The 17,634-nt window shown below is 55.6% G+C and carries 19 protein-coding genes; 10 read left to right on the forward strand and 9 right to left on the reverse strand.

The features are described from left to right. Positions 1 to 78: 78 nt before the first annotated feature. Positions 79 to 1,317 carry a spore coat protein gene (locus ACI48J_RS19145; protein WP_405079763.1) on the reverse strand — a complete coding sequence of 413 codons (1,239 nt, stop codon included), beginning with the start codon at positions 1,315 to 1,317 and terminating at the stop codon, positions 79 to 81. A 249-nt stretch (positions 1,318 to 1,566) separates the two neighbouring features. On the opposite strand from ACI48J_RS19145, the gene ACI48J_RS19150 reads away from it, so the two are divergent. Continuing rightward, positions 1,567 to 2,778, forward strand: coding sequence for an MFS transporter (locus ACI48J_RS19150; protein ID WP_405079764.1), 1,212 nt, complete (start codon positions 1,567 to 1,569; stop codon positions 2,776 to 2,778). Between the two features lie 191 nt (positions 2,779 to 2,969). On the opposite strand, the gene ACI48J_RS19155 is transcribed toward ACI48J_RS19150, so the two are convergent. Next, positions 2,970 to 3,644 (reverse strand): O-methyltransferase, encoded by a 675-nt coding sequence (locus tag ACI48J_RS19155; RefSeq protein WP_405079765.1) that lies wholly within the window; start codon positions 3,642 to 3,644, stop codon positions 2,970 to 2,972. A 276-nt stretch (positions 3,645 to 3,920) separates the two neighbouring features. Here ACI48J_RS19155 and ACI48J_RS19160 point away from each other — a divergent pair, with 276 nt between their 5' ends. Together ACI48J_RS19160 and ACI48J_RS19165 are read left to right on the forward strand one after the other, a co-directional pair. Further along, positions 3,921 to 5,081, forward strand: a complete 1,161-nt coding sequence (locus tag ACI48J_RS19160) for a class I SAM-dependent RNA methyltransferase (protein WP_405079766.1) — start codon at positions 3,921 to 3,923, stop codon at positions 5,079 to 5,081. 388 nt (positions 5,082 to 5,469) lie between these two features. After that, positions 5,470 to 5,712, forward strand: coding sequence for a hypothetical protein (locus ACI48J_RS19165; RefSeq protein WP_369994988.1), 243 nt, complete (start codon positions 5,470 to 5,472; stop codon positions 5,710 to 5,712). 169 nt (positions 5,713 to 5,881) lie between these two features. On the opposite strand, the gene ACI48J_RS19170 is transcribed toward ACI48J_RS19165, so the two are convergent. From ACI48J_RS19170 to ACI48J_RS19180, 3 genes are all read right to left on the reverse strand, one after another. Then, positions 5,882 to 7,114 carry an MDR family MFS transporter gene (locus ACI48J_RS19170; RefSeq protein WP_405079768.1) on the reverse strand — a complete coding sequence of 411 codons (1,233 nt, stop codon included), beginning with the start codon at positions 7,112 to 7,114 and terminating at the stop codon, positions 5,882 to 5,884. 317 nt (positions 7,115 to 7,431) lie between these two features. Next, complete coding sequence (locus ACI48J_RS19175) at positions 7,432 to 8,379, reverse strand: aminopeptidase (RefSeq protein WP_405083253.1); 948 nt, start codon at positions 8,377 to 8,379, stop codon at positions 7,432 to 7,434. Positions 8,380 to 8,512: 133 nt separating this feature from the next. Continuing rightward, positions 8,513 to 9,649: a GNAT family N-acetyltransferase gene (locus ACI48J_RS19180; protein ID WP_405079770.1), complete on the reverse strand. Its 1,137-nt coding sequence runs from the start codon at positions 9,647 to 9,649 to the stop codon at positions 8,513 to 8,515. A gap of 234 nt (positions 9,650 to 9,883) precedes the next feature. On the opposite strand from ACI48J_RS19180, the gene ACI48J_RS19185 reads away from it, so the two are divergent. Further along, a complete protein-coding gene (locus ACI48J_RS19185) occupies positions 9,884 to 10,789 on the forward strand; it encodes a TIGR01777 family oxidoreductase (RefSeq protein ID WP_326052789.1) in 906 nt (301 codons plus the stop codon). 63 nt (positions 10,790 to 10,852) lie between these two features. Here ACI48J_RS19185 and ACI48J_RS19190 read toward each other — a convergent pair whose 3' ends face one another. Then, positions 10,853 to 11,074, reverse strand: coding sequence for a DUF1450 domain-containing protein (locus tag ACI48J_RS19190; protein WP_009676710.1), 222 nt, complete (start codon positions 11,072 to 11,074; stop codon positions 10,853 to 10,855). Beyond that, positions 11,074 to 11,376: a heme biosynthesis protein HemY gene (locus tag ACI48J_RS19195; protein ID WP_009676739.1), complete on the reverse strand. Its 303-nt coding sequence runs from the start codon at positions 11,374 to 11,376 to the stop codon at positions 11,074 to 11,076. Before ACI48J_RS19195 ends, ACI48J_RS19190 begins: the two co-directional genes overlap by 1 nt. 108 nt (positions 11,377 to 11,484) lie before the next feature. On the opposite strand from ACI48J_RS19195, the gene fosB reads away from it, so the two are divergent. From fosB to ACI48J_RS19225, 6 genes are all read left to right on the forward strand, one after another. Further along, positions 11,485 to 11,919: a metallothiol transferase FosB gene (gene fosB / locus ACI48J_RS19200; RefSeq protein ID WP_405079772.1), complete on the forward strand. Its 435-nt coding sequence runs from the start codon at positions 11,485 to 11,487 to the stop codon at positions 11,917 to 11,919. Between the two features lie 319 nt (positions 11,920 to 12,238). Then, positions 12,239 to 12,985 carry a type I methionyl aminopeptidase gene (map, locus tag ACI48J_RS19205; protein ID WP_009676742.1) on the forward strand — a complete coding sequence of 249 codons (747 nt, stop codon included), beginning with the start codon at positions 12,239 to 12,241 and terminating at the stop codon, positions 12,983 to 12,985. Positions 12,986 to 13,163: 178 nt separating this feature from the next. After that, positions 13,164 to 14,270: a sporulation integral membrane protein YtvI gene (gene ytvI, locus ACI48J_RS19210; protein WP_405079773.1), complete on the forward strand. Its 1,107-nt coding sequence runs from the start codon at positions 13,164 to 13,166 to the stop codon at positions 14,268 to 14,270. A gap of 127 nt (positions 14,271 to 14,397) precedes the next feature. Continuing rightward, entirely contained in the window at positions 14,398 to 14,952 is a 555-nt protein-coding gene (gene lepB / locus ACI48J_RS19215; RefSeq protein ID WP_326052794.1) for a signal peptidase I, read from the forward strand. A gap of 212 nt (positions 14,953 to 15,164) precedes the next feature. Further along, entirely contained in the window at positions 15,165 to 15,344 is a 180-nt protein-coding gene (locus tag ACI48J_RS19220) for a hypothetical protein (RefSeq protein WP_405079774.1), read from the forward strand. 312 nt (positions 15,345 to 15,656) lie between these two features. After that, positions 15,657 to 15,860 carry a DUF2524 domain-containing protein gene (locus ACI48J_RS19225; RefSeq protein WP_405079776.1) on the forward strand — a complete coding sequence of 68 codons (204 nt, stop codon included), beginning with the start codon at positions 15,657 to 15,659 and terminating at the stop codon, positions 15,858 to 15,860. 246 nt (positions 15,861 to 16,106) lie between these two features. Here the strand turns inward: ACI48J_RS19225 and ACI48J_RS19230 are convergent, their stop codons facing one another. Together ACI48J_RS19230 and ACI48J_RS19235 are read right to left on the reverse strand one after the other, a co-directional pair. Next, positions 16,107 to 16,340, reverse strand: a complete 234-nt coding sequence (locus ACI48J_RS19230; RefSeq protein ID WP_405079777.1) for a hypothetical protein — start codon at positions 16,338 to 16,340, stop codon at positions 16,107 to 16,109. Positions 16,341 to 16,577: 237 nt separating this feature from the next. Then, entirely contained in the window at positions 16,578 to 17,093 is a 516-nt protein-coding gene (locus tag ACI48J_RS19235; protein WP_009676709.1) for a hypothetical protein, read from the reverse strand. Positions 17,094 to 17,634 lie beyond the last annotated feature (541 nt).

A 17,634-nucleotide genomic window follows, 5' to 3' on the forward strand; every position in this document is an offset into this window, starting at 1 on the left:
GGGCCTCAAGGAGAACACCGGTTTTAAACTGATTTTTATCGGAAGCTTAACGGCTATCGCGGTTACGCTTCTTAATGCTTATTGAATCGGATTGGAGGAAGATTCGCCCGCTTTGGAAGTCAGCGTCCCGCTGTCGGGTTCGTCCGTTTTCTCTTCCTGCCCGCCTCTCTGAGAGTTGACAGGCGTCTGGGCGTGGGAAGAAGCCTGCCTGGTCCCGGCGGCGGATGCGGCGTAGCCGGACTGGTGCTGCTGCGTGCCGCTGTGCTGTTGGGTTCCCGAACCGTTTTGCGGCGTGTAATTCCGGTCTCCTTGATACGAGGAATTGGAAGCCTGGGCGTAGGACGGGTTTTGCGTCTGGTAAAGCGCCTGCTGGCCTGCGCTCTCATACCCGTAAGCGGAGCCGTAGCCGGAAGCGCCGCCTCCAGTATAAGAGGACGGCTGTGCGGAGCCGTAAGCATCCGGCTGCTGCCCTTGACCTCTGTAAGCCGAGCTGCCGTAAGAATGATCCGCGTAGCCCGTTTCCGTTCTTCCGTATGAGGAGTAACCGCCATTATCCGGCTGTGCGCTGTAACCCCCGTTATAGCCGTAGGCGCCCGGCTGTTGGTTTTGCGGTTGGTAACTTTGCTGCGGGCGGCTTTGCTGGTGCGGCTGGATGCCCCCGGCACCCGGATAGCCGTACAAATGATTTTGGCCGTAGTCGGGAGCATGGCCGAATTCCTGGGCGTATCCGTAACCTTGGCCGTAATTTCCCGCCGTCTGGCCGAAATCCGTTTCATGGACCGGCTGGAAGGTGTGCAGGTAGGTTTTGGCCGTATGATCGTGAAGCGTCGGAACCTGGTACTGGCCTTGACTGTTCATGAACAGAAATACTTCATAGGCATGGTCCGCGGCCGCGTCGGCTGCCGTAAGAAGCATCCGGCGGACGTTGGGATCGGCGCATTCCAGCGCGGCCGTCATTTGGTTTTTCGCGTTGTTTTTATGGCAGCAGAGCATGGCGGATAAAATCTGCTCGTCATTGAAAGAGCCGTCCGTTTCCGGTGATACCGGAGCAGGATGGCGCAAGCCGTACAAAATATCCTGGACCGAGACAAACGGCGGCTGACCGTAGGGCGCCTGTCCCCGCGCGGCGCTGTAATCATGCGTGTAAGCGACCAGCTCGTTATAGTGCTGCACCCCCGCTTGCAGGTGATTCCCGGCGATCGCTTTTACCTGCGGATGCCGGGCCTGCCGGGCGTAAAAAGAAAAATGCCGGATCATATTTATTTTTTCGGTCAATACTTCGTGGACCTCTAATGTTTCATGGGCTCCGAATGGCATTGGGAAAACAGCTCCTTTTGTAAATTCCTTTACGCTTACAATTCCCTTTCCATGGGAAATTTATGCATAGGAAGCCGCTCGTCTCCGCCTTACCGGGTTAAAGATAGGTAGAACCCAAGAAGCGTCCATGGGCAAAGCCGCTTCCTGAGGATGAAAGGAAAAAATATCTTCTTTTTGTGATATAATAAGGGGATGAATTCCAGGACGGCGCAAAAGTATAGCAAATACAACTAGAAATGGGGGAATTGCATGATCAATTGGAGAGTAAACTTGGCGGTTTTGTGGGTCGGACAGTTTTTCGTAATGGCAGGCATGACCATGATCATGCCGTTTCTGCCCTTATATCTCAAAGAGATGGGCCTGCAGGACGCGCAGGAAATCGCAACTTGGACAGGCATTATTTTTGCCGGCAACTTCGTCACTTCCTTCCTCTTCCAGCCGTTCTGGGGCGGAATGGCGGACCGCTACGGACGCAAGGTGATGCTGCTGCGCTCCGGCTTCGGAATGGCGGCCGTCATGACGACGATGGGCTTTGCGCATGCCCCGTGGGTGCTCCTGCTGCTCAGGCTCGTTAACGGCACGATCTCCGGGTACGCTCCCGCTTCCGTGGCTCTCATGTCGACGAACACGCCGCGCGAGCATATCGGATTTGCGATGGGTACGCTCCAGTCGGGCGCGGTAGCCGGTTCCATTCTCGGCCCGTTTATCGGCGGCCTGCTGGCCGAGCTTATCGGCTTCCGGTACATCTTCTATGTAACCGGAGCCATGCTCTTTATCGCTTCGATGGTGACGATGCTGCTGGTCAAGGAGAAATTCAATGCGGCCGAAGCCAAAAAACAGCCGAAAATATCGGTCATTCAGGGCTATAAGGACCTGAGGCCGATCCGGCAGCTGCCGACGCTCTATTCGATCACGTTCGTGATCCAGTTCTCCATCCAGTGCTCCATGCCGCTGATGGCCCTCTTCGTCGAGGAGCTTCACGGCTCGGGGGAACTGCTCGCCTTCTACGCGGGGCTTGTCGCGTCGATCACCGGGTTCTCGAACATGGCGGCCGCCCCCCTTCTCGGAAAATTGTCCGATAGGATCGGCCCGCAGCGCATCCTGTTCGTCTCGCTTATCGGAGCGGCCATCTTCTTCATTCCGCAGGCTTTTGTGCAGAACGTCTGGCAGCTGATGGCGGCCCGGTTCTGCCTCGGCATTTTTATCGGCGGGCTTCTGCCGACGGTCAACTCCCTGATCCGGACCTACACGCCGATCGGAATGGAAAGCCGCTCGTACAGCTTCAATACGAGCGCGCTGGCTCTCGGCAACATGCTGGGACCGGTTATAGGCGGCGCCCTGTCCGGCTTCCTGAACATTCGCGAACTGTTCCTGTTCGCGACCGTGATGCTTGCCATTAACGCGGCCTGGTCGTACCGCACGCTGCTCGGCAAGCACAAGATTTCGGACGGAACCTTGTAAAACCGAACGGATGGATGGGCGGAATAGAAAGCGCTAAACGGAACCGCTTCGGCGGTCAGACGCCTTCAACCGCCAACTCCAATAAAAAAGAACGATCCTTTTACCGGCTGCGTCCGGGCGGATCGTTCTTTTTTAGGATAGGCGGAAAGCCCTCGTGCTCCGGAAACATGCGCGGTGCGCGCCCCGGAGTCCTATTTCACCCGCGCCACCGCAAGCCCGTCGTAAGCGGGAAGCATCGTGCTTTCAAGGCGGGGATCGGAAGCGAACCGGCGGTTGAACTCCCTCATCGCTTCGACCGATTTCTTCGTAACGGCCGCATCGATCGTCCGCCCCCGCATCAGAATATTATCGCCTATAATAATGGCGCCCGGATTAGCCAGCTCGATGGCATAATCCAGGTAAGCCGGATAATTCACTTTATCCGCATCGATAAAAAAGAAGTCGAACTTCGCGCCTTCCTCCTTCAGCGCGGCTAAGCTTTCTAAGGCGTCAGCCACCCGGTACCCGATCTTGTCCCCGAAACCGGCCTTGGTCACGTTCTGCCGTGCCGTTTCCGCGAAGGCGGCGTTCACCTCCAGAGAGAGCACCTGTCCGCCGCCGCCAAGCCCTCTGGCCAGGCAAATGGCGCTGTAGCCGCCAAGAGCACCGATTTCGAGCACCCGCCTGGCGCCCGTCAGTCCCACGAGCATGGTGAGCAGACGGCCATAGCCGGGAGCAACCGAAATATCGGGCATGTTGTTGTCCCGGATAGCCTCTTTTACCAACTCCAGCGCCTCATCTTCCGCGTAGAGTGCTTCCAGGTATTCCTCAGGCCCCGGAGCCGCTTTCTCCGAGCCCCCGTTTGTTTGATCCGTCCTTTTTTCCACGGGTCATTCCTCTTTTCTGCATATGTATTCAGAGACTGTCCTCAATGGACGGGACCGTCCTGGAACAGCCGGATCGCCGGCCAAGCCAAACGCACCGTTGCGACGCATGAACCCCATGCGTGCATACGGCGTTGATCTGTGAGGTCATTGTATATGAAAAAACAAGCGCGTTCAACCGTCCGGAGGCCGATTTCGGCAACATTGGCATTTGTCTCCCGCGCCTCTTTCGCCTATACTTAGAAATTACACGGATATCACCCGAAAGGAAATGAAAGCATGGCTAAATTGGATTTGATCGCCACCTGTCCCATGGGGCTGGAAGCGATCGTAGCAAGAGAGGTCAAAGAGCTCGGTTACGAGGATGTAACCGTCGAGAACGGACGGGTTACCTTCACCGGGGACGAACTGGCGATTTGCCGGACGAACCTGTGGCTGCGTACCGCCGACCGCATTCTTGTCAAAATGGGGCAATTTGAAGCACGGACTTTCGATGATTTGTTTGAAGGCACCAAAGCACTCGACTGGCCCGCCTGGATTCCCGAATACGGCGAATTCCCCGTAGAGGGCCGTTCCCATAAATCACAGCTTTCCAGCGTCCCGGCCTGCCAGGGCATCGTAAAAAAAGCCGTCGTTGAGAAAATGAAAGAACGCTACCGGACGGAATGGTTCGAAGAAGACGGCCCCCGCTATGTGATCGAGGTCGCTCTCCTTAACGACATCGCCACGCTGACGATCGATACGACGGGTCCGAGCCTGCACAAACGGGGATATCGGAAGCTTGTGACCGAAGCTCCGCTCAAAGAGACGATGGCTGCGGCTCTGGTAAACCTGAGCCGCTGGAAGCCGGACCGCCCGCTCTACGATCCGTTCTGCGGCTCGGGCACGATTCTGATCGAGGCCGCCATGGTGGGCTGGAATATCGCACCCGGCCTGCGCCGCTCCTTCCCCTCGGAGGATTGGGACATCATCGGCCAGGATCGCTGGGAGCAGGCCCGGGAAGAAGCCTATGATTCCCTGAACGACGACATTCCGCTGGAAATAGCGGGCTCCGACATCGATCCGAAAGCGATTGAGGTCGCCGAGGCGGCCGCCAAAGCGGCCGGCCTTTCCAAGGAGCTGAAGTTTTACGTCGAGCCGGTAGCCAAAGCGAAGCCGCGAAGCGACTTCGGCTGCCTGATCACAAACCCGCCATACGGCGAGCGGCTCGGCGAACAGAAGGAAGTGGAGCGCGTTCTGCGCCAGCTCGGACAGCTGACGGGTTCGCTTCATACATGGAGCACGTTCGTCCTGTCACCGAGCAAGCAGCTGGAGCATTATTTCATCCGTCCGGCCGACAAGCGCCGCAAGCTGTTTAACGGACGGATCGAATGCCAGCTGTATCAATATTTCGGGCCACTGCCTCCGCGCCGCCGGAATACGGAACCCGCCGAACAATAACGGCAGATTTGCGCTATCCGGTTTAACCGTAACCCCGGTTCGTTCATTAGCTGAACGGACCGGGGTTTTATTTTGTCCGCAGGCTGCCATGGCCGCGATTCAGCCCCGAAAATTCGGTGAACCGTCATGCGACGCCACACCGCGCAACCGGGAACTGCAAGTAATAAGCCAAGTGTAAGTACGGGCAGAGGACAACGCCATTTGTGGAGCTTGAACCCGGAAAAACCGGGCCTATATACTCATAAATCCCGCAATAATGAACGAAAACAAAAAAACTTGATAAATTTTTGATAAAATCTTCCCATTTTCCTTTGTATATGGTACTATTTACATAGGAAATAGTACCCAATCATTTCTGACTATTTTATTATTTATAGGGGGAACCGCTATGCAAGGTATTCTGGCGCTTGTCTTATTTTTTATCTCTATGCTTATGTTCGCAGCTCTCGTTCATTCGAAATCGAAAGGCCAGAACCAGCGGTTCCGCTTTCTTCATCACCCGCTATTCCGTAAAACGGCCGTGGTCGTTTCCGTTCTCGCCTTTCTGCTCGCGGTCGTAGTCAGCCCCAAAGCGGATGAGGGTCTGCAGACCGAAGCAAAGCTTACAACAGCGGCCGTTACGGTACGATAAAGTCCGGAAGAGAGTCCGGAAAGCAAGAATGAACACCGCAGTCAGTCACCGCTCTGAACCTTACCAGAACTAATTAAAAACGGCCTCTTCGCCCGCATGCATGCGGGCGAAGAGGCCGTTTTTTTCTTTGTCGGATAAGTCCGGGAAACGAAATCCATTTGTTTCGCAGCTATGCCGAACCGGTGGTGGCGGCGGCATAGTCGCCTTCTATCCGTTTTGTAAGCAGGTGACTCCCCCGCCAATATAAAAACGAGCTGGCGACCGTCACGACCGCCATGACCAGGAACATATTGCCGGCGATCGAGGCCAGCAGAAGACCGCCGATCCACGGGCCGACAAAATGTCCGAGGCTGGTAAGGGTCTGCGCACCGAAGTACGTGCCTCGCATATGGTCCGGGGCGATTTTGTCCATAAGCATCGTCGATGCGGGAAAATTGAGCGTCTCCCCGATAGTGAAAACGACCATCGAAGCGATAAGCAGCAGCCAGTGGTTCGAAAGCGCGAAGCCGACGTCCCCGAGCGCGAACAGGAGGTTCCCCACGACGATCGCCGTAAGCGGAGACTTCCGGTCCGCCAGCTTGGACAACGGAATCTGGAGCACGATCACGGTGACGGCATTGACGCTCATCATCGCCGCGAACAGCTGGACCCCTTGGGCAAAATTTTCGTTCACGTACTGCGACAGGGTAATGGACATCTGGGAATAGCCGATCGCGCCGATCATCCCGCCCAGCAGCTGGTAGCGCAGGATCATGTCCTTGCGGACGACTCTCCATGCGGCTGCGAACGTTACCCTCTCCTTGACTTCCTTGGATACGGTCTGAACCTGGAATTTTCTCATCATAACGACGAGGAAGATCCCGTAGAACAGATACACGATCCCTGTAAGAAGAAAAGGAAGCGAGCCCTTCACCATCCCGAAGGCCGCACCCAGCAGGGGACCTACCGCCACTCCGACATTGATCGCCAGGTAGCGGAGCGAGTAAACCTGCAGCCGTTTTTCTTTTACAGTCAAATCCGCCATGAGCGCCTGAGAGACCGGCTCGTAGAACGAACGGCACAGGCCGCTGATCAGATTAAGCAGAAGAAACAGCAGAGGGTGCGTCACCAGCGAAAAGCCGACAAAGACGGCCGCCCATGTAAACAGCGCCCCCTGCATGACCGCTTTGCGGCCGATCCGGTCCGAGAGCGTCCCCCCGATAAATCCGCCTACCGTTCCCGCCAGCGAGCTTGCGCCGATAACGAGACCGATCATCCCTTTGCTCATATCCGTCGTGGCTACGAGGTAAAGCGCCAGAAACGGCATACTCATGGAGGAAGCTGCCCGCGCCATCACTGTACCGAACAGAAGCGTGTGCACGAGCGGGTGATACGAAGATAAAAAATGCCGTATTCGATTCAAGCCAATCAGTCTCCTTCCGAACATTTCCGGGAATCCGGCCGCCCGGGTAACCAGGAAGGCATTCGTTTACCTTCGGTCAATTGTTGTATATTTTTGTTATTATACACGACAATTCGTCCAGCACAACAAAAAAAATCTTGCCGCCCGGTACGGGCAGCAAGATCAAGGACGGAGAGCTCCGGCTCTTCCGCCGGTCGGACAAGTTTCAAGCCGGACGGATATACGTTCGTCTAAATCACGCGACTCCGCCCCCGGCACGCGGTGCAGCGTCGCCTGACAAAACGCGGCTCGCAAGAGAGCTCCGTCCATGCGACGGGTCACACGAGCAGACGCCCGTTTTCCAAAATCAGCTCGTCATCGATATACACGCGCGGTGAAAGCACCATGAGGTCGATGTGGACGCCGGCCGCTACGATTCCGCCAAACGTATTGTTGCTCCCGAAGGCCACATGGATCGTGCCGTACACCTTCTCGTCTTCAAGCACGACGCCGGTAATCCGGGCCTTGTCGTTCGTCCCGATGCCGAACTCGCCCAGCAGCCGGCCGTCCCCGTCGCCAAGCACGGCAAGCAGAGCCTCGCCCTGCTCCCCCTCCGCTCCGACAAGGCGGCCGTTCTCCACGGTCAGCGTGAGCGGAGACGTTACCTTGCCGAGCCCGGCAATGGAGCCGTCCACGAGCAGCGTGCCCGAAGCGCTCCCTTCCACCGGGGCGATATAGCCTTCTCCCGAAGGGAGGTTGCCCGACTCGCCCGGATTCAGGTAGACGCCCGTGCTGGGCACGCCCGCTCTGCCCGCGATCGAGAAGGTGAGCGCCGTGTGCTCCTTCTCGATCTTAACCCGGCTCCCGGCGGTCAGCCGGGCGGTCACGCGCTCGGTCAGCTCGCGCACTTGGGCGTAGTCGGCCGAGATCGCCCCTTCACGGAACATATCTTCCGTGATGGTCGGCATCGTCGCCACGCGTGTGCCGCTGGCCGCCGCTTCCTTGCGCGCGCCCGTATGCGTCAGCGAGTACTGCGTCAGGCAGATGGCCACATCCGCCTCGCGCATCGCCGCCGCAACCGGAGCCGGAGGCTCCTCGCCGGATTTCTCGCGGTGCTTCATGACGACGAGGGAGGCATCCGCCCCCAGCTCCAGTCCGGCCTGATGCACATGCTCGGCAAGTTCTTTCTTATAGTCGTCGGCCACAACGACAAGCAGCTCGCCCGGCTTTACGCCGAGGCTCGACTGCAGCAGCGATTTGCTGATCTCGATTAGGGAACGGTCCATAGTCATCGTTACAATCTCCTTTAAATCTTTCGGATTGCCCGGCGGCGGAATAACACGGTCGACGGCGCCAGGTCTTCTTTCGACCCGGGACACCGCCAGCCTTCCTGCCGGCCGGAGCTGTCCCGCTATCGTATCACGCCCGGCCTTCTTCCGTCATGTCCCGGGTCATCCAGACCATCTCGTGAGCGGTTTGAAACCCTCTCTCCTCCAGCAGGCGGAGCAGATCCGTCCGGCTCGAAGGAATATGAGAAGCGCTGAGCGAGGCTTCCCCGTACCCGTCCAGGACGGTCTCCAGCAGAGTCCTGAGCACAGTCTCGGGGTCCCGGCTGTCCGGCGAGGCTTCGCACTGGTAAAGGGTGACGCCGGCAAGTTTGCCCGAAGCTTCGTAGACGCGCATGTACAGGGCGTAGCCGGCCGGCTTGCCGTCTTCGAGCATAATCAGCGACTCTCCCGCCGGCAAGCTGGCCCAATGCCCCCGCCACGCACCCAGGGCCGGATAGAACGGCAGGAGGCCGGCGTCTCTGGCGGTGCCGTGGCGCAGCGTATACCGACCGGCGGCATCGTTATGCCGCGCCGCTGCCGCTTCGGTCCTGCCGGCGGACCGGCCCCCATCCGGCTGCCCTGCTTCCGCTGCCGACAGGGCGCCATGCCCTCTCCGGCCTTCCTCCGGCGCATCCGCCTGGCGCGCCGCCGCTATGAAGCCGGAGGCATCGGCAGACCCGTCCGCGCGTACAGCCGCCGCATCGGTCTCTATGGCCCCCGGATGCAGCGCATCGCCCAATGCTCCCCGGCTCTCACCGGTTCCCTCTGCCGGACCGACACTCGCAGCTCCGCCCGCTTTCCGGAGGATCAGCAGCGTGTCCCGCGTGACGTATCCCACGCTTTCATAGAGAGCGATAGCCGGGGCATTGCCCGCAATCGCTTCGATCGTAGCCGTATCGACGCCTTCTTCGCGGTAAATGTCCAGCGAGGCTTCGATCAGCTTGCGGCCGACTCCTCGGCCTCTGTACGCCGGAATGATTCCGGTGCCTCCGTTCCAGGAAATTTTACCGCCCCCCGCCATACGAATTCCGTTCAAAACAAACCCGACCGGCTGTTCCCCGTCGAAAGCGACAATGGAATGCTGGGGCGATAATTGTTCGTACGCCTGTCTCGTCATATAGGCACCCGGATTCGTCGTCATGTCGACAAAGTACCCGAAAAACCCTTCGTTCCATACCTGAACGGCCTGGTCAAGGGTACATTCGGATAATTTTCGGATAGCAATCATCGGTCTTTTCCTCCTCTCCCTATGTATATCGCTATTATACCACTGGAAAGAGCCCAGTAAAAACCAGTTTTGACCCGCTTCTTCCTCCGGAAATACCGTGCTTTTGCGTTCAAAAGTACTAGCTTCGTCCCGGCGGGAGGCCGCTAAGGTCCTGAAAAATTCCACCCTGAGCAGGTTTGTGGAAAAAAACGGTTCGGCATATAATGGAAATTAGAGAGAAGGAGGAGAGAGCTCATGCGAATTGCCATCAGCGGAGGAACCGGGTTTATCGGCGGACATCTTATTGCCCATTTCAAAAAGCGGGGAGATGAACTTATTCTCATTTCCCGTTCGGCTTCCGGACATGCTTATGCGGGCGTCCAAACCGTAACCTGGTCGGAGATTGAGCACAATCCCCGGTATCTTGAAGGCACAGACGCCTGGATCAATCTGGCCGGCTCCACCATTAATCAGCGCTGGAGCGAAACCGCCAAGCGCCAGATCCTATCTTCCCGCCTGAAAACGACGGCGGCTGTCGCCTCAACCCTAAAAGCGCTCCAAAACAAGCCCCGGGTGGTCGTAAACGCTTCGGCTATGGCGATTTACGGCACATCCGAAACTCATACATACGATGAATTCAGTCCCGTCCGTGCCGATGATTTCCTGGCGGAGGTCGTGAAGGAATGGGAGGAAGCCGCCGACCGGATTCCCGCAGAACGGATCGTCAAAATCCGTACGGGTCTCGTCCTGGGAACCGACGGCGGCGCCTTTCCCAAAATGGCTCTTCCGTTCAAATTCGGCGCAGGAGGCCGGATCGGCAGCGGAAGCCAGTGGATGTCGTGGATCCATATCGCGGATATGGTCGCTTTGATCGATGCCTGTATCCGCAATGAGGATATATCCGGTCCCGTGAACGCGACCGCTCCTCATCCGGTCCGCAACCGGGAATTCGCCCAAACGCTGGGCAGCGTGCTGCGGCGGCCTCATGTCCTGCCGGTCCCCGCCTTCGCCTTGAAGCTTGTCCTGGGGGAGCTTTCCATGCTTCTGCTGGAAGGACAGCGCGTTCTTCCCCGCAAGCTGCTGGAGCATGAGTTCCAGTTCCGCTATCCGACGCTGGAAGAAGCGCTTCTGGCCCTGACCGGCGCCGAGAGGCCCGCTTGAACAACCGGAATCGGGTCTTCAGCCAAATAAAAAACGGCCCGGTTCCCCGGGCCGTTTCTTTGGCTACTTCACAAATTTCTTCGCGTGCTCGATTGCTTCGTCTTCGGTCGGCGCTTTGATGTAACGGCCGTTAATAAAAACGAATGCGTAGCGGGCGCAAGGTCCGCAGTATGATTTGCAGCCGACTTTGACTTCGGCATCCGATGCAAGCTTCTGAAGCTTAGGCAGCGCCGTTTTCACCCGCATATGCTTGCATTTATCGCAAATCCGGATATCATTAGCCATTAATGATCCCCGTGATTGCCCTTGCTCGGATTCGTAATCATGAACCCTTCTTGAGGAATGTAGAAGTAATCGATCCGAATGCCGTCGAGCAGCGGCTCATCTTTCTCCAGCAGGACGTCGACATCCTTATCGGTAGAAACGACTACATCGTTATCCGTTTGTGTATCGAGACCAAGCGCATAGTGAGCGTGATCGCCGTGGTTATGGCTTACCTGGACGCGGACCAGAAGACCCTGGTTCTCTTCTTTCTCCAGTTCGAGTTTCAAAACTTTAGCTGCGTTGCGCGAAATTTTGACGTTCATAGTGTAGTCACATCTCCTGAAAAGTTATCATTCTTTCTTTTAATCTTTATTGTAAAGAAAGCTTCGCCTGAAATCAACAAGAAGTCGCAAGCCGGAGGAGGCAAAGCCGTGACAATTCGCGGTATTAACCATTTACTAGTTTCCGTTTCCGATCTGGAGCGCTCAATCCGTTTCTACCGGGAGGTGCTAGGGGCCAGACTGCTCGTGAAGGGGCGCTCCCTCGCCTATTTCGACCTGGGAGGGCTGTGGCTTGCCCTGAACACCGAGCGGGGCATTCCGCGCAATGAGATTCGCCAGTCCTACACGCATCTCGCTTTTACGGTGGACGAGGAGGATCTGCCCGCCCTCGAAGCGAAGCTTGCCGCCTGCGGGGCTCTTCTGCCGGGCCGCGAACGGGACAGCCGGGACAAAAGCTCGCTCTATTTCGAAGACCCGGACGGGCATAAGTTCGAATTTCACACCGGCACGCTTCAGGACAGGCTGGATTATTACCGGGCGGAAAAAGGGCACATGCGGTTTTTCGGCGATCCGCCGGCGGATTAAAAGCTCCGGCAAGAGCGACCTCGCATGCCTTCCGCTTCCGGGGCATCGGCGCCGCGCCGCATGACGGACCGCCGCATAATCTAATTCTGCGGCAGGGGAAATTCGGCCCGGACGATTTGAATTTTATGCGGTTATTTTATACTATGGAATTTGGGCTTTCTTACGGGCTTCGGAAAGCTTGTCAAGCTACGCTGACCTTTATCGGGATGTCAATCGCGCACAACGGCGTCTTTTTTTGACCCGAACGAAACTAGAAGCTGCCGAAAGGTCATACTGATGGAATATACAAAATCATTCGGCAGAGGAGAGATACGCTCTTATGGTAACGATTAAGACCAAAGACGAAATCGAAAAAATGCATCGCGCAGGCAAACTGCTGGCGGCCTGCCACCGCGAAATCGCGAAAATGATCCGTCCGGGTGTGACCACTTGGGAAATCGACCAGTTCACGGAACAATTTCTGCACGAGAACGGCGCCACCCCGGAACAGAAAGGGTACAAAGGATATCAGTACGCAACCTGCGCCTCCGTGAACGATGTCATCTGCCACGGTTTTCCGAAGAAAGAGCCGCTGAATAATGGGGATATCGTAACCATCGATATGGTCGTCAATCTGGACGGATGGCTCGCGGACTCCGCCTGGTCCTATGCGGTCGGCACGGTTTCGGAAGAAGCCGGCAATCTGCTTGAGACGACGAAGGAATCGCTGTACAAAGGCATCGAGCAAGCCGTCATCGGCAACCGGATCGGCGATATCGCGCATGCGATTCAAGTCTTCGCGGAAGAACGCGGCTACTCGGTCGTCCGCGATTTCACGGGCCACGGAATCGGCCAGAAGATGCACGAGGAGCCTCAGGTGCCCCACTACGGCCCGGCCGGCCGCGGAACGAGGCTCAAGGACGGCATGGTGCTGACGATCGAGCCGATGCTCAATACGGGCATGTACTTCGCCACCGTGGATCTCGACGGCTGGACGGCCCGTACGGTGGACGGAAGCCTGTCCGCCCAGTATGAGCACACTATCGCGATCACGCAGGACGGACCGCTCATTCTCACTGCGCAGTAACCGCGGTTCTCCTGCAGCCGGGAGGCTGACGGGCAGCATGCCTGAAGCTTGCGACCTGTCCGTCCCCGGTTGTTTTTTTACCTACATAACCTGCCAGAGCACGGCAAACCTGCCCGGCAACTACCCTGTCATCCCCCACACATCCTGCCAGCGGCCATAACGATTACGGAGGAATGCTATGATATCGTTTTACAAACGGTACTACAAAACCATCCTGGACATTGGGCTGATCGTCCTCACTGTTTTTCTGTTCATGAAATTGTTCAGCTTTATTTACTCGATCGCCACGCCGATTTTCTGGGCGTTCATCATTTTCGCCATGATCGAGCCCCTCGCCCGCTTCCTTCACCGCAGGGGGTTGAAAAAAATGCTCGCGACGACAATTTCGACGCTGCTTTTCATCCTCGTCATACTGGCCGTCTTCACCGGAGCGGGATTTCTGTTTACGAGCCAGATCGACAATCTGGTTACGGCGCTCCCCAAGTATACCCAGATGCTTCAGGAACAAATTACAAAACGCACGATCGATCTGCAAAACAGCATCGAGGCGCTCCCTCCCGATGTGATCGAGAAATCCAGGGAAATCGCCAATCAGATGGCGACGAAAGCGACAAGCTTCGCCACGAATTTCCTGAAAACCCTGCTTAATTTCCTGACCAGCGGCGTCATGGGACTCGTTACTTCTTTTTCTACGTTTATGCTGAATTTTGTGGTCGGCGTCATTCTGGCCTTCTTCCTTTCTCTTGAAATCGACTGGTGGAAAAAGAACGCCCGCGAAAAAACGCCCAAAACGTTCCGTAAAGCGTTCGATTTTCTTCGCGAGAACGTTATCAAGGGCATCGTGAGCTACCTGAAATCCCAGCTCATTCTCATTTCCATCACGTTCGTCATGGTTCTGATCTCGCTCATGATTCTCGGTGTCGACAACGCCTTCACGATTTCGCTGCTGGCCGCTTTCTTCGATGTGCTGCCGCTGCTCGGCGTCTCGACCCTGTTCGTGCCGTGGATCGTGTACCACTTTATCGCGGGAAGCACGATGATGGGCATCTGGCTGACCGTCGTGCTGGCCGTAGTCGTTCTCGTCCGGCAGGTGCTGGAGCCCAAGATTACCGGCGAGTCGCTCGGAGTATCCGCTTTTACGATGCTGTCCTTTATGATCATCTCGCTGTCCCTTTTCGGAGTCGCAGGCGTTATTCTTTCCCCGATTCTGATTATTCTGATCAAAGCGTTGTACGACCAGGGCTATCTGCGCAAGTGGATCCGTTCCCCGGAGGATGAATATTGACCCTGCCCATATAGACAAGCTTAAAGAAGAAAGAGGCCCCGTCGGCCTCTTTTTTTGTCTAGGCGTGAACAGCCGTGATATACTGAAGCCAGGAGAGATTTGTAAACCGGAAGGCAGGGAACTTGCGATGAGTAAAGTGGCAAAAGAAATTGGAGGCTGGGCGCTTTCCCTCGGAATCGCGTTCGTCATTGCACTGGTAATCGGAATCTTCGGTATTCAGCCGACCAAGGTGCTGGGTCATTCGATGGACCCGACTCTATCCGACCAGGAACGTATTTACGTATCCAAATTGTCGCATACGCTGGGCTACGAGCCGGACTACGGGGACATCGTCATTATCGACAGTCGCGTAAACCGGGAGCGTACGCTTAAGGACGACATCATGGAACATCCCCTGTTTTCACTGCTGAGCGGGAAAGTGGACGATAACCTGTACGTCAAACGCGTCATCGGCAAAGCGGGCGATAAGCTCCAGTTCAAAGACAACAAAGTGTACCGCAACGGGCAGCCTCTGGACGAGCCCTATCTCAACGAAACGATGCTGTACGAATCGAACGAGGAAATTACCGTTCCCGCGGGCCACGTGTTCGTCATGGGAGACAACCGCAACAACAGCAAAGACAGCCGCGATATCGGACCCGTTCCGCTGGATCACGTGCTGGGGATCAAGATCAACGGTTAAATCAGCTTCCCCGCTAAAAACAGAGTTTTCCGGCTGTCCGGAAGCTCTGTTTTTTTCCTTTTTTTGATGTGCGGCCTATTGAGTGACCTTACATCATGTGTTATATTAAAAAGGCGGAGTAAGAAGACTTTCCGCGTCTCACCCGGCAACATTCATCGCTTCCGACACCGAGCAGTCGCACCCTTAATCTTGATTGACAAGGAGTGAAGAACATGAATGGCAATCTGCACATCCCCCAAGGGGACGAAACGATTCTTGTTGAAATGACCGTTAAGGAAGCCATGGCGCTCTCCGGAGAAAAGTTTCACTCGGACCACAAGGTGGAAACAGAGGCCATCAAGAAAGTCAAAAAGAGCCTGGAGAACCGTCTGATCTCGGGCGTTTCGCAATAAATCTTTTTTTAAAGCCGACCTTGAAAGGGGTTACATGCCCGATTCAGGGTCTTTTTTATGGACTCGTAAGGACGGTAAGAAGCGTCATGAAGATCCGGAGAAGCGTATAGAAAACCCGCCGCGCCGTATACTAAGCATCGTGAATGTGCTTCAGTCTTGACCAGTCCGACCGGACAGGGGGTGAACGTCAGTGTCTCACAAACAGCAGGGCCACGCTCGGCAAAACACGACGACCCGCACTTCCGACCGCAAGAACAGCAGCGGCAAAAGCAAATAAGTCATTTCATCCTTGAAACAGGGAGGCAGCGACCGATGATTGAAAATCTCGAAAGCAATTACGATTGCGCCCACGCGGGTCTGGACCTGCACCAGTTGAAGGAAGAGCTGAACGACCTCAGAATCAGCATGATTCCGGGCTCTCTCGTGCATAGCGAGAAAGCGAACCGTCTGGAGAACCAGATCCGGTTTATCGAGAACAAGTGCTCCCTCCATCAGGGGGACAGCCACTCCCTGTAAGGCATTCTCATCCTTTCTGCCGAGGACCGTAGTTTATTCAGGCCGTTTACCGCTTGGACAGCATGCCAAAAAGCCGCGACCGGGGGCGCGGGGTAAACCCGTTCCCGCCGGATCGCGGCGTACAAACTTCTCCGGTACATAGTCGTTCTTGATGCGGCACCAAGCTGCCCGGCCTTTCAGAGTGTATCTTTACCTCTATATTCGGATCATGCTGCCTTGCCTCCCGGCCGGCGGCGCTGGATTCATCTAAGCCTGCGGATACTTGCGCTCCATCCAACCCGTAAACCAGTTGGCTAGCATCATCGTGACGGCTATATCGTCTATCGGCATAAAAGGCAGGACATCGGGAAGTACCCAGTACAACAGTGCCGGAACTACAAAAAGAAGTTTAATGCCGATCGGTACTTGCGGTGACATCAGCAGTTTGCCCGCCCGCTTGAATACATGGCCCCAGTGGCGGAGTGACAATAGTTTTTTCACACGGGTTCCCTCCTTAGGGTGGGACATGATCCCGCAAACCGGAAGTGCGGCATCTGCGCCGTGTCCCGGTCTGTAACGGAAGTCCCTAATAGCCTATACGCGATACGGCCTTTTGCGTTCCAGTTTGGTCCTTCTTCTGCCGTATACTCTCCTCTTACCCGTAATCGCCTTGAAAAGAACAAAGAGCATCTCGCATAAGCCGATGCTCCGTCCTTGAAAACCCTTTACATTTTGCGTTCAACTGTGCGGTTCGCCGGATTGCAGCTCGCTTGTCACGGCATCCGAGTCGCCGAACCGGATGTTCAATTCCACGTTCACGGGAACGTGACTCCGAATTTTAAGAAACAGGCTGAGCCGCTCCAAAATCTGCGCGACCTCTTCGGCCGGGTAGGTACCGTTAACGTTGTAGCGGAAGTTGTCCGAGATCGATAAGGCGGGGGCCGAAACGGCCGGACGATTTTCTGCCTGAACAGATTCGGGGAGGCGCCGGAAGTCGGACGGCTCGGAAGGCCGTTCCAAGGATCTGCTTTGGGAGCGGTAATTTGTATAGCCCATAAACTTGTTGGACGTTCTGACCGTGTCGTTGTAGATGTTCAGTTTTTTCAAAATGGTATAGTAGGTTGCCGCATTGTTGAGCTTCCATGCCGACGTTATTTCGCCTACGGAATAATCTTCTTTCCACTGATTGATTAACCGTATTTGCTCCTCACGTTCCAACTCCTTGAACTGGTCGAGTGGCAGAATCCCGGACATACTATTCCTCCTATTCGGATTGGTCTTACTCTTTATCATAAAACAAAATTAATTAAACTTCAAAAACCTTTATACCTATAATCTCTACTAGTTTACCATTAAAATGCATAATTCATACAATTACTTTATATAGGTATCTTTTACCATTTTAAGTCATGTAAATTAAACCTTAAAAGGCCCGGACAATGTCCGGGCCTGAGTCTTCGGAATCAGTCGGTTGGTTTGGCAGCCGAAATCGACACGCTTTTTAAACTCAATTGAGTTTTCTTCGCGTCAGTATGCAGGGTACTCCTTTGCCGAGAGCCCCGGGCCGGGACATCTGTTCCAGATACCTCAGTCCCCTTACGCATTGTTGTTTGCAAGAAGCACAGGTTGAGGATTCGACAATCCTCATCGTATACTGCGCCCTGCCGGATGATTCAATCTTCTTGGCGCCTTTTGCTTTTCCGCTTTTTCCAGCCATCGTAATTCCCTCCCCTAACACACGCCTGGTTCAGTATATGGGAACCGATTTCAGACGGATTGGACGTATGTACCGGCG

The organism is Paenibacillus chitinolyticus, from assembly GCF_045038035.1.
In the GTDB taxonomy this organism is placed as follows: domain Bacteria; phylum Bacillota; class Bacilli; order Paenibacillales; family NBRC-103111; genus Paenibacillus_F; species Paenibacillus_F chitinolyticus_A.

What these genes read in the sequence shown, in the direction of transcription:
- ACI48J_RS19145 (WP_405079763.1), bottom strand. Translation starts at nt 1,317, where the DNA reads ATGCCATTCGGAGCCCATGAAACATTAGAGGTCCACGAAGTATTGACC.
- ACI48J_RS19150 (WP_405079764.1), top strand. Translation starts at nt 1,567, where the DNA reads ATGATCAATTGGAGAGTAAACTTGGCGGTTTTGTGGGTCGGACAGTTT.
- ACI48J_RS19160 (WP_405079766.1), top strand. Translation starts at nt 3,921, where the DNA reads ATGGCTAAATTGGATTTGATCGCCACCTGTCCCATGGGGCTGGAAGCG.
- ACI48J_RS19165 (WP_369994988.1), top strand. Translation starts at nt 5,470, where the DNA reads ATGCAAGGTATTCTGGCGCTTGTCTTATTTTTTATCTCTATGCTTATG.
- ACI48J_RS19175 (WP_405083253.1), bottom strand. Translation starts at nt 8,379, where the DNA reads ATGGACCGTTCCCTAATCGAGATCAGCAAATCGCTGCTGCAGTCGAGC.
- ACI48J_RS19180 (WP_405079770.1), bottom strand. Translation starts at nt 9,649, where the DNA reads ATGATTGCTATCCGAAAATTATCCGAATGTACCCTTGACCAGGCCGTT.
- ACI48J_RS19185 (WP_326052789.1), top strand. Translation starts at nt 9,884, where the DNA reads ATGCGAATTGCCATCAGCGGAGGAACCGGGTTTATCGGCGGACATCTT.
- ACI48J_RS19190 (WP_009676710.1), bottom strand. Translation starts at nt 11,074, where the DNA reads ATGGCTAATGATATCCGGATTTGCGATAAATGCAAGCATATGCGGGTG.
- ACI48J_RS19195 (WP_009676739.1), bottom strand. Translation starts at nt 11,376, where the DNA reads ATGAACGTCAAAATTTCGCGCAACGCAGCTAAAGTTTTGAAACTCGAA.
- map (WP_009676742.1), top strand. Translation starts at nt 12,239, where the DNA reads ATGGTAACGATTAAGACCAAAGACGAAATCGAAAAAATGCATCGCGCA.
- ytvI (WP_405079773.1), top strand. Translation starts at nt 13,164, where the DNA reads ATGATATCGTTTTACAAACGGTACTACAAAACCATCCTGGACATTGGG.
- lepB (WP_326052794.1), top strand. Translation starts at nt 14,398, where the DNA reads ATGAGTAAAGTGGCAAAAGAAATTGGAGGCTGGGCGCTTTCCCTCGGA.
- ACI48J_RS19220 (WP_405079774.1), top strand. Translation starts at nt 15,165, where the DNA reads ATGAATGGCAATCTGCACATCCCCCAAGGGGACGAAACGATTCTTGTT.
- ACI48J_RS19225 (WP_405079776.1), top strand. Translation starts at nt 15,657, where the DNA reads ATGATTGAAAATCTCGAAAGCAATTACGATTGCGCCCACGCGGGTCTG.
- ACI48J_RS19235 (WP_009676709.1), bottom strand. Translation starts at nt 17,093, where the DNA reads ATGTCCGGGATTCTGCCACTCGACCAGTTCAAGGAGTTGGAACGTGAG.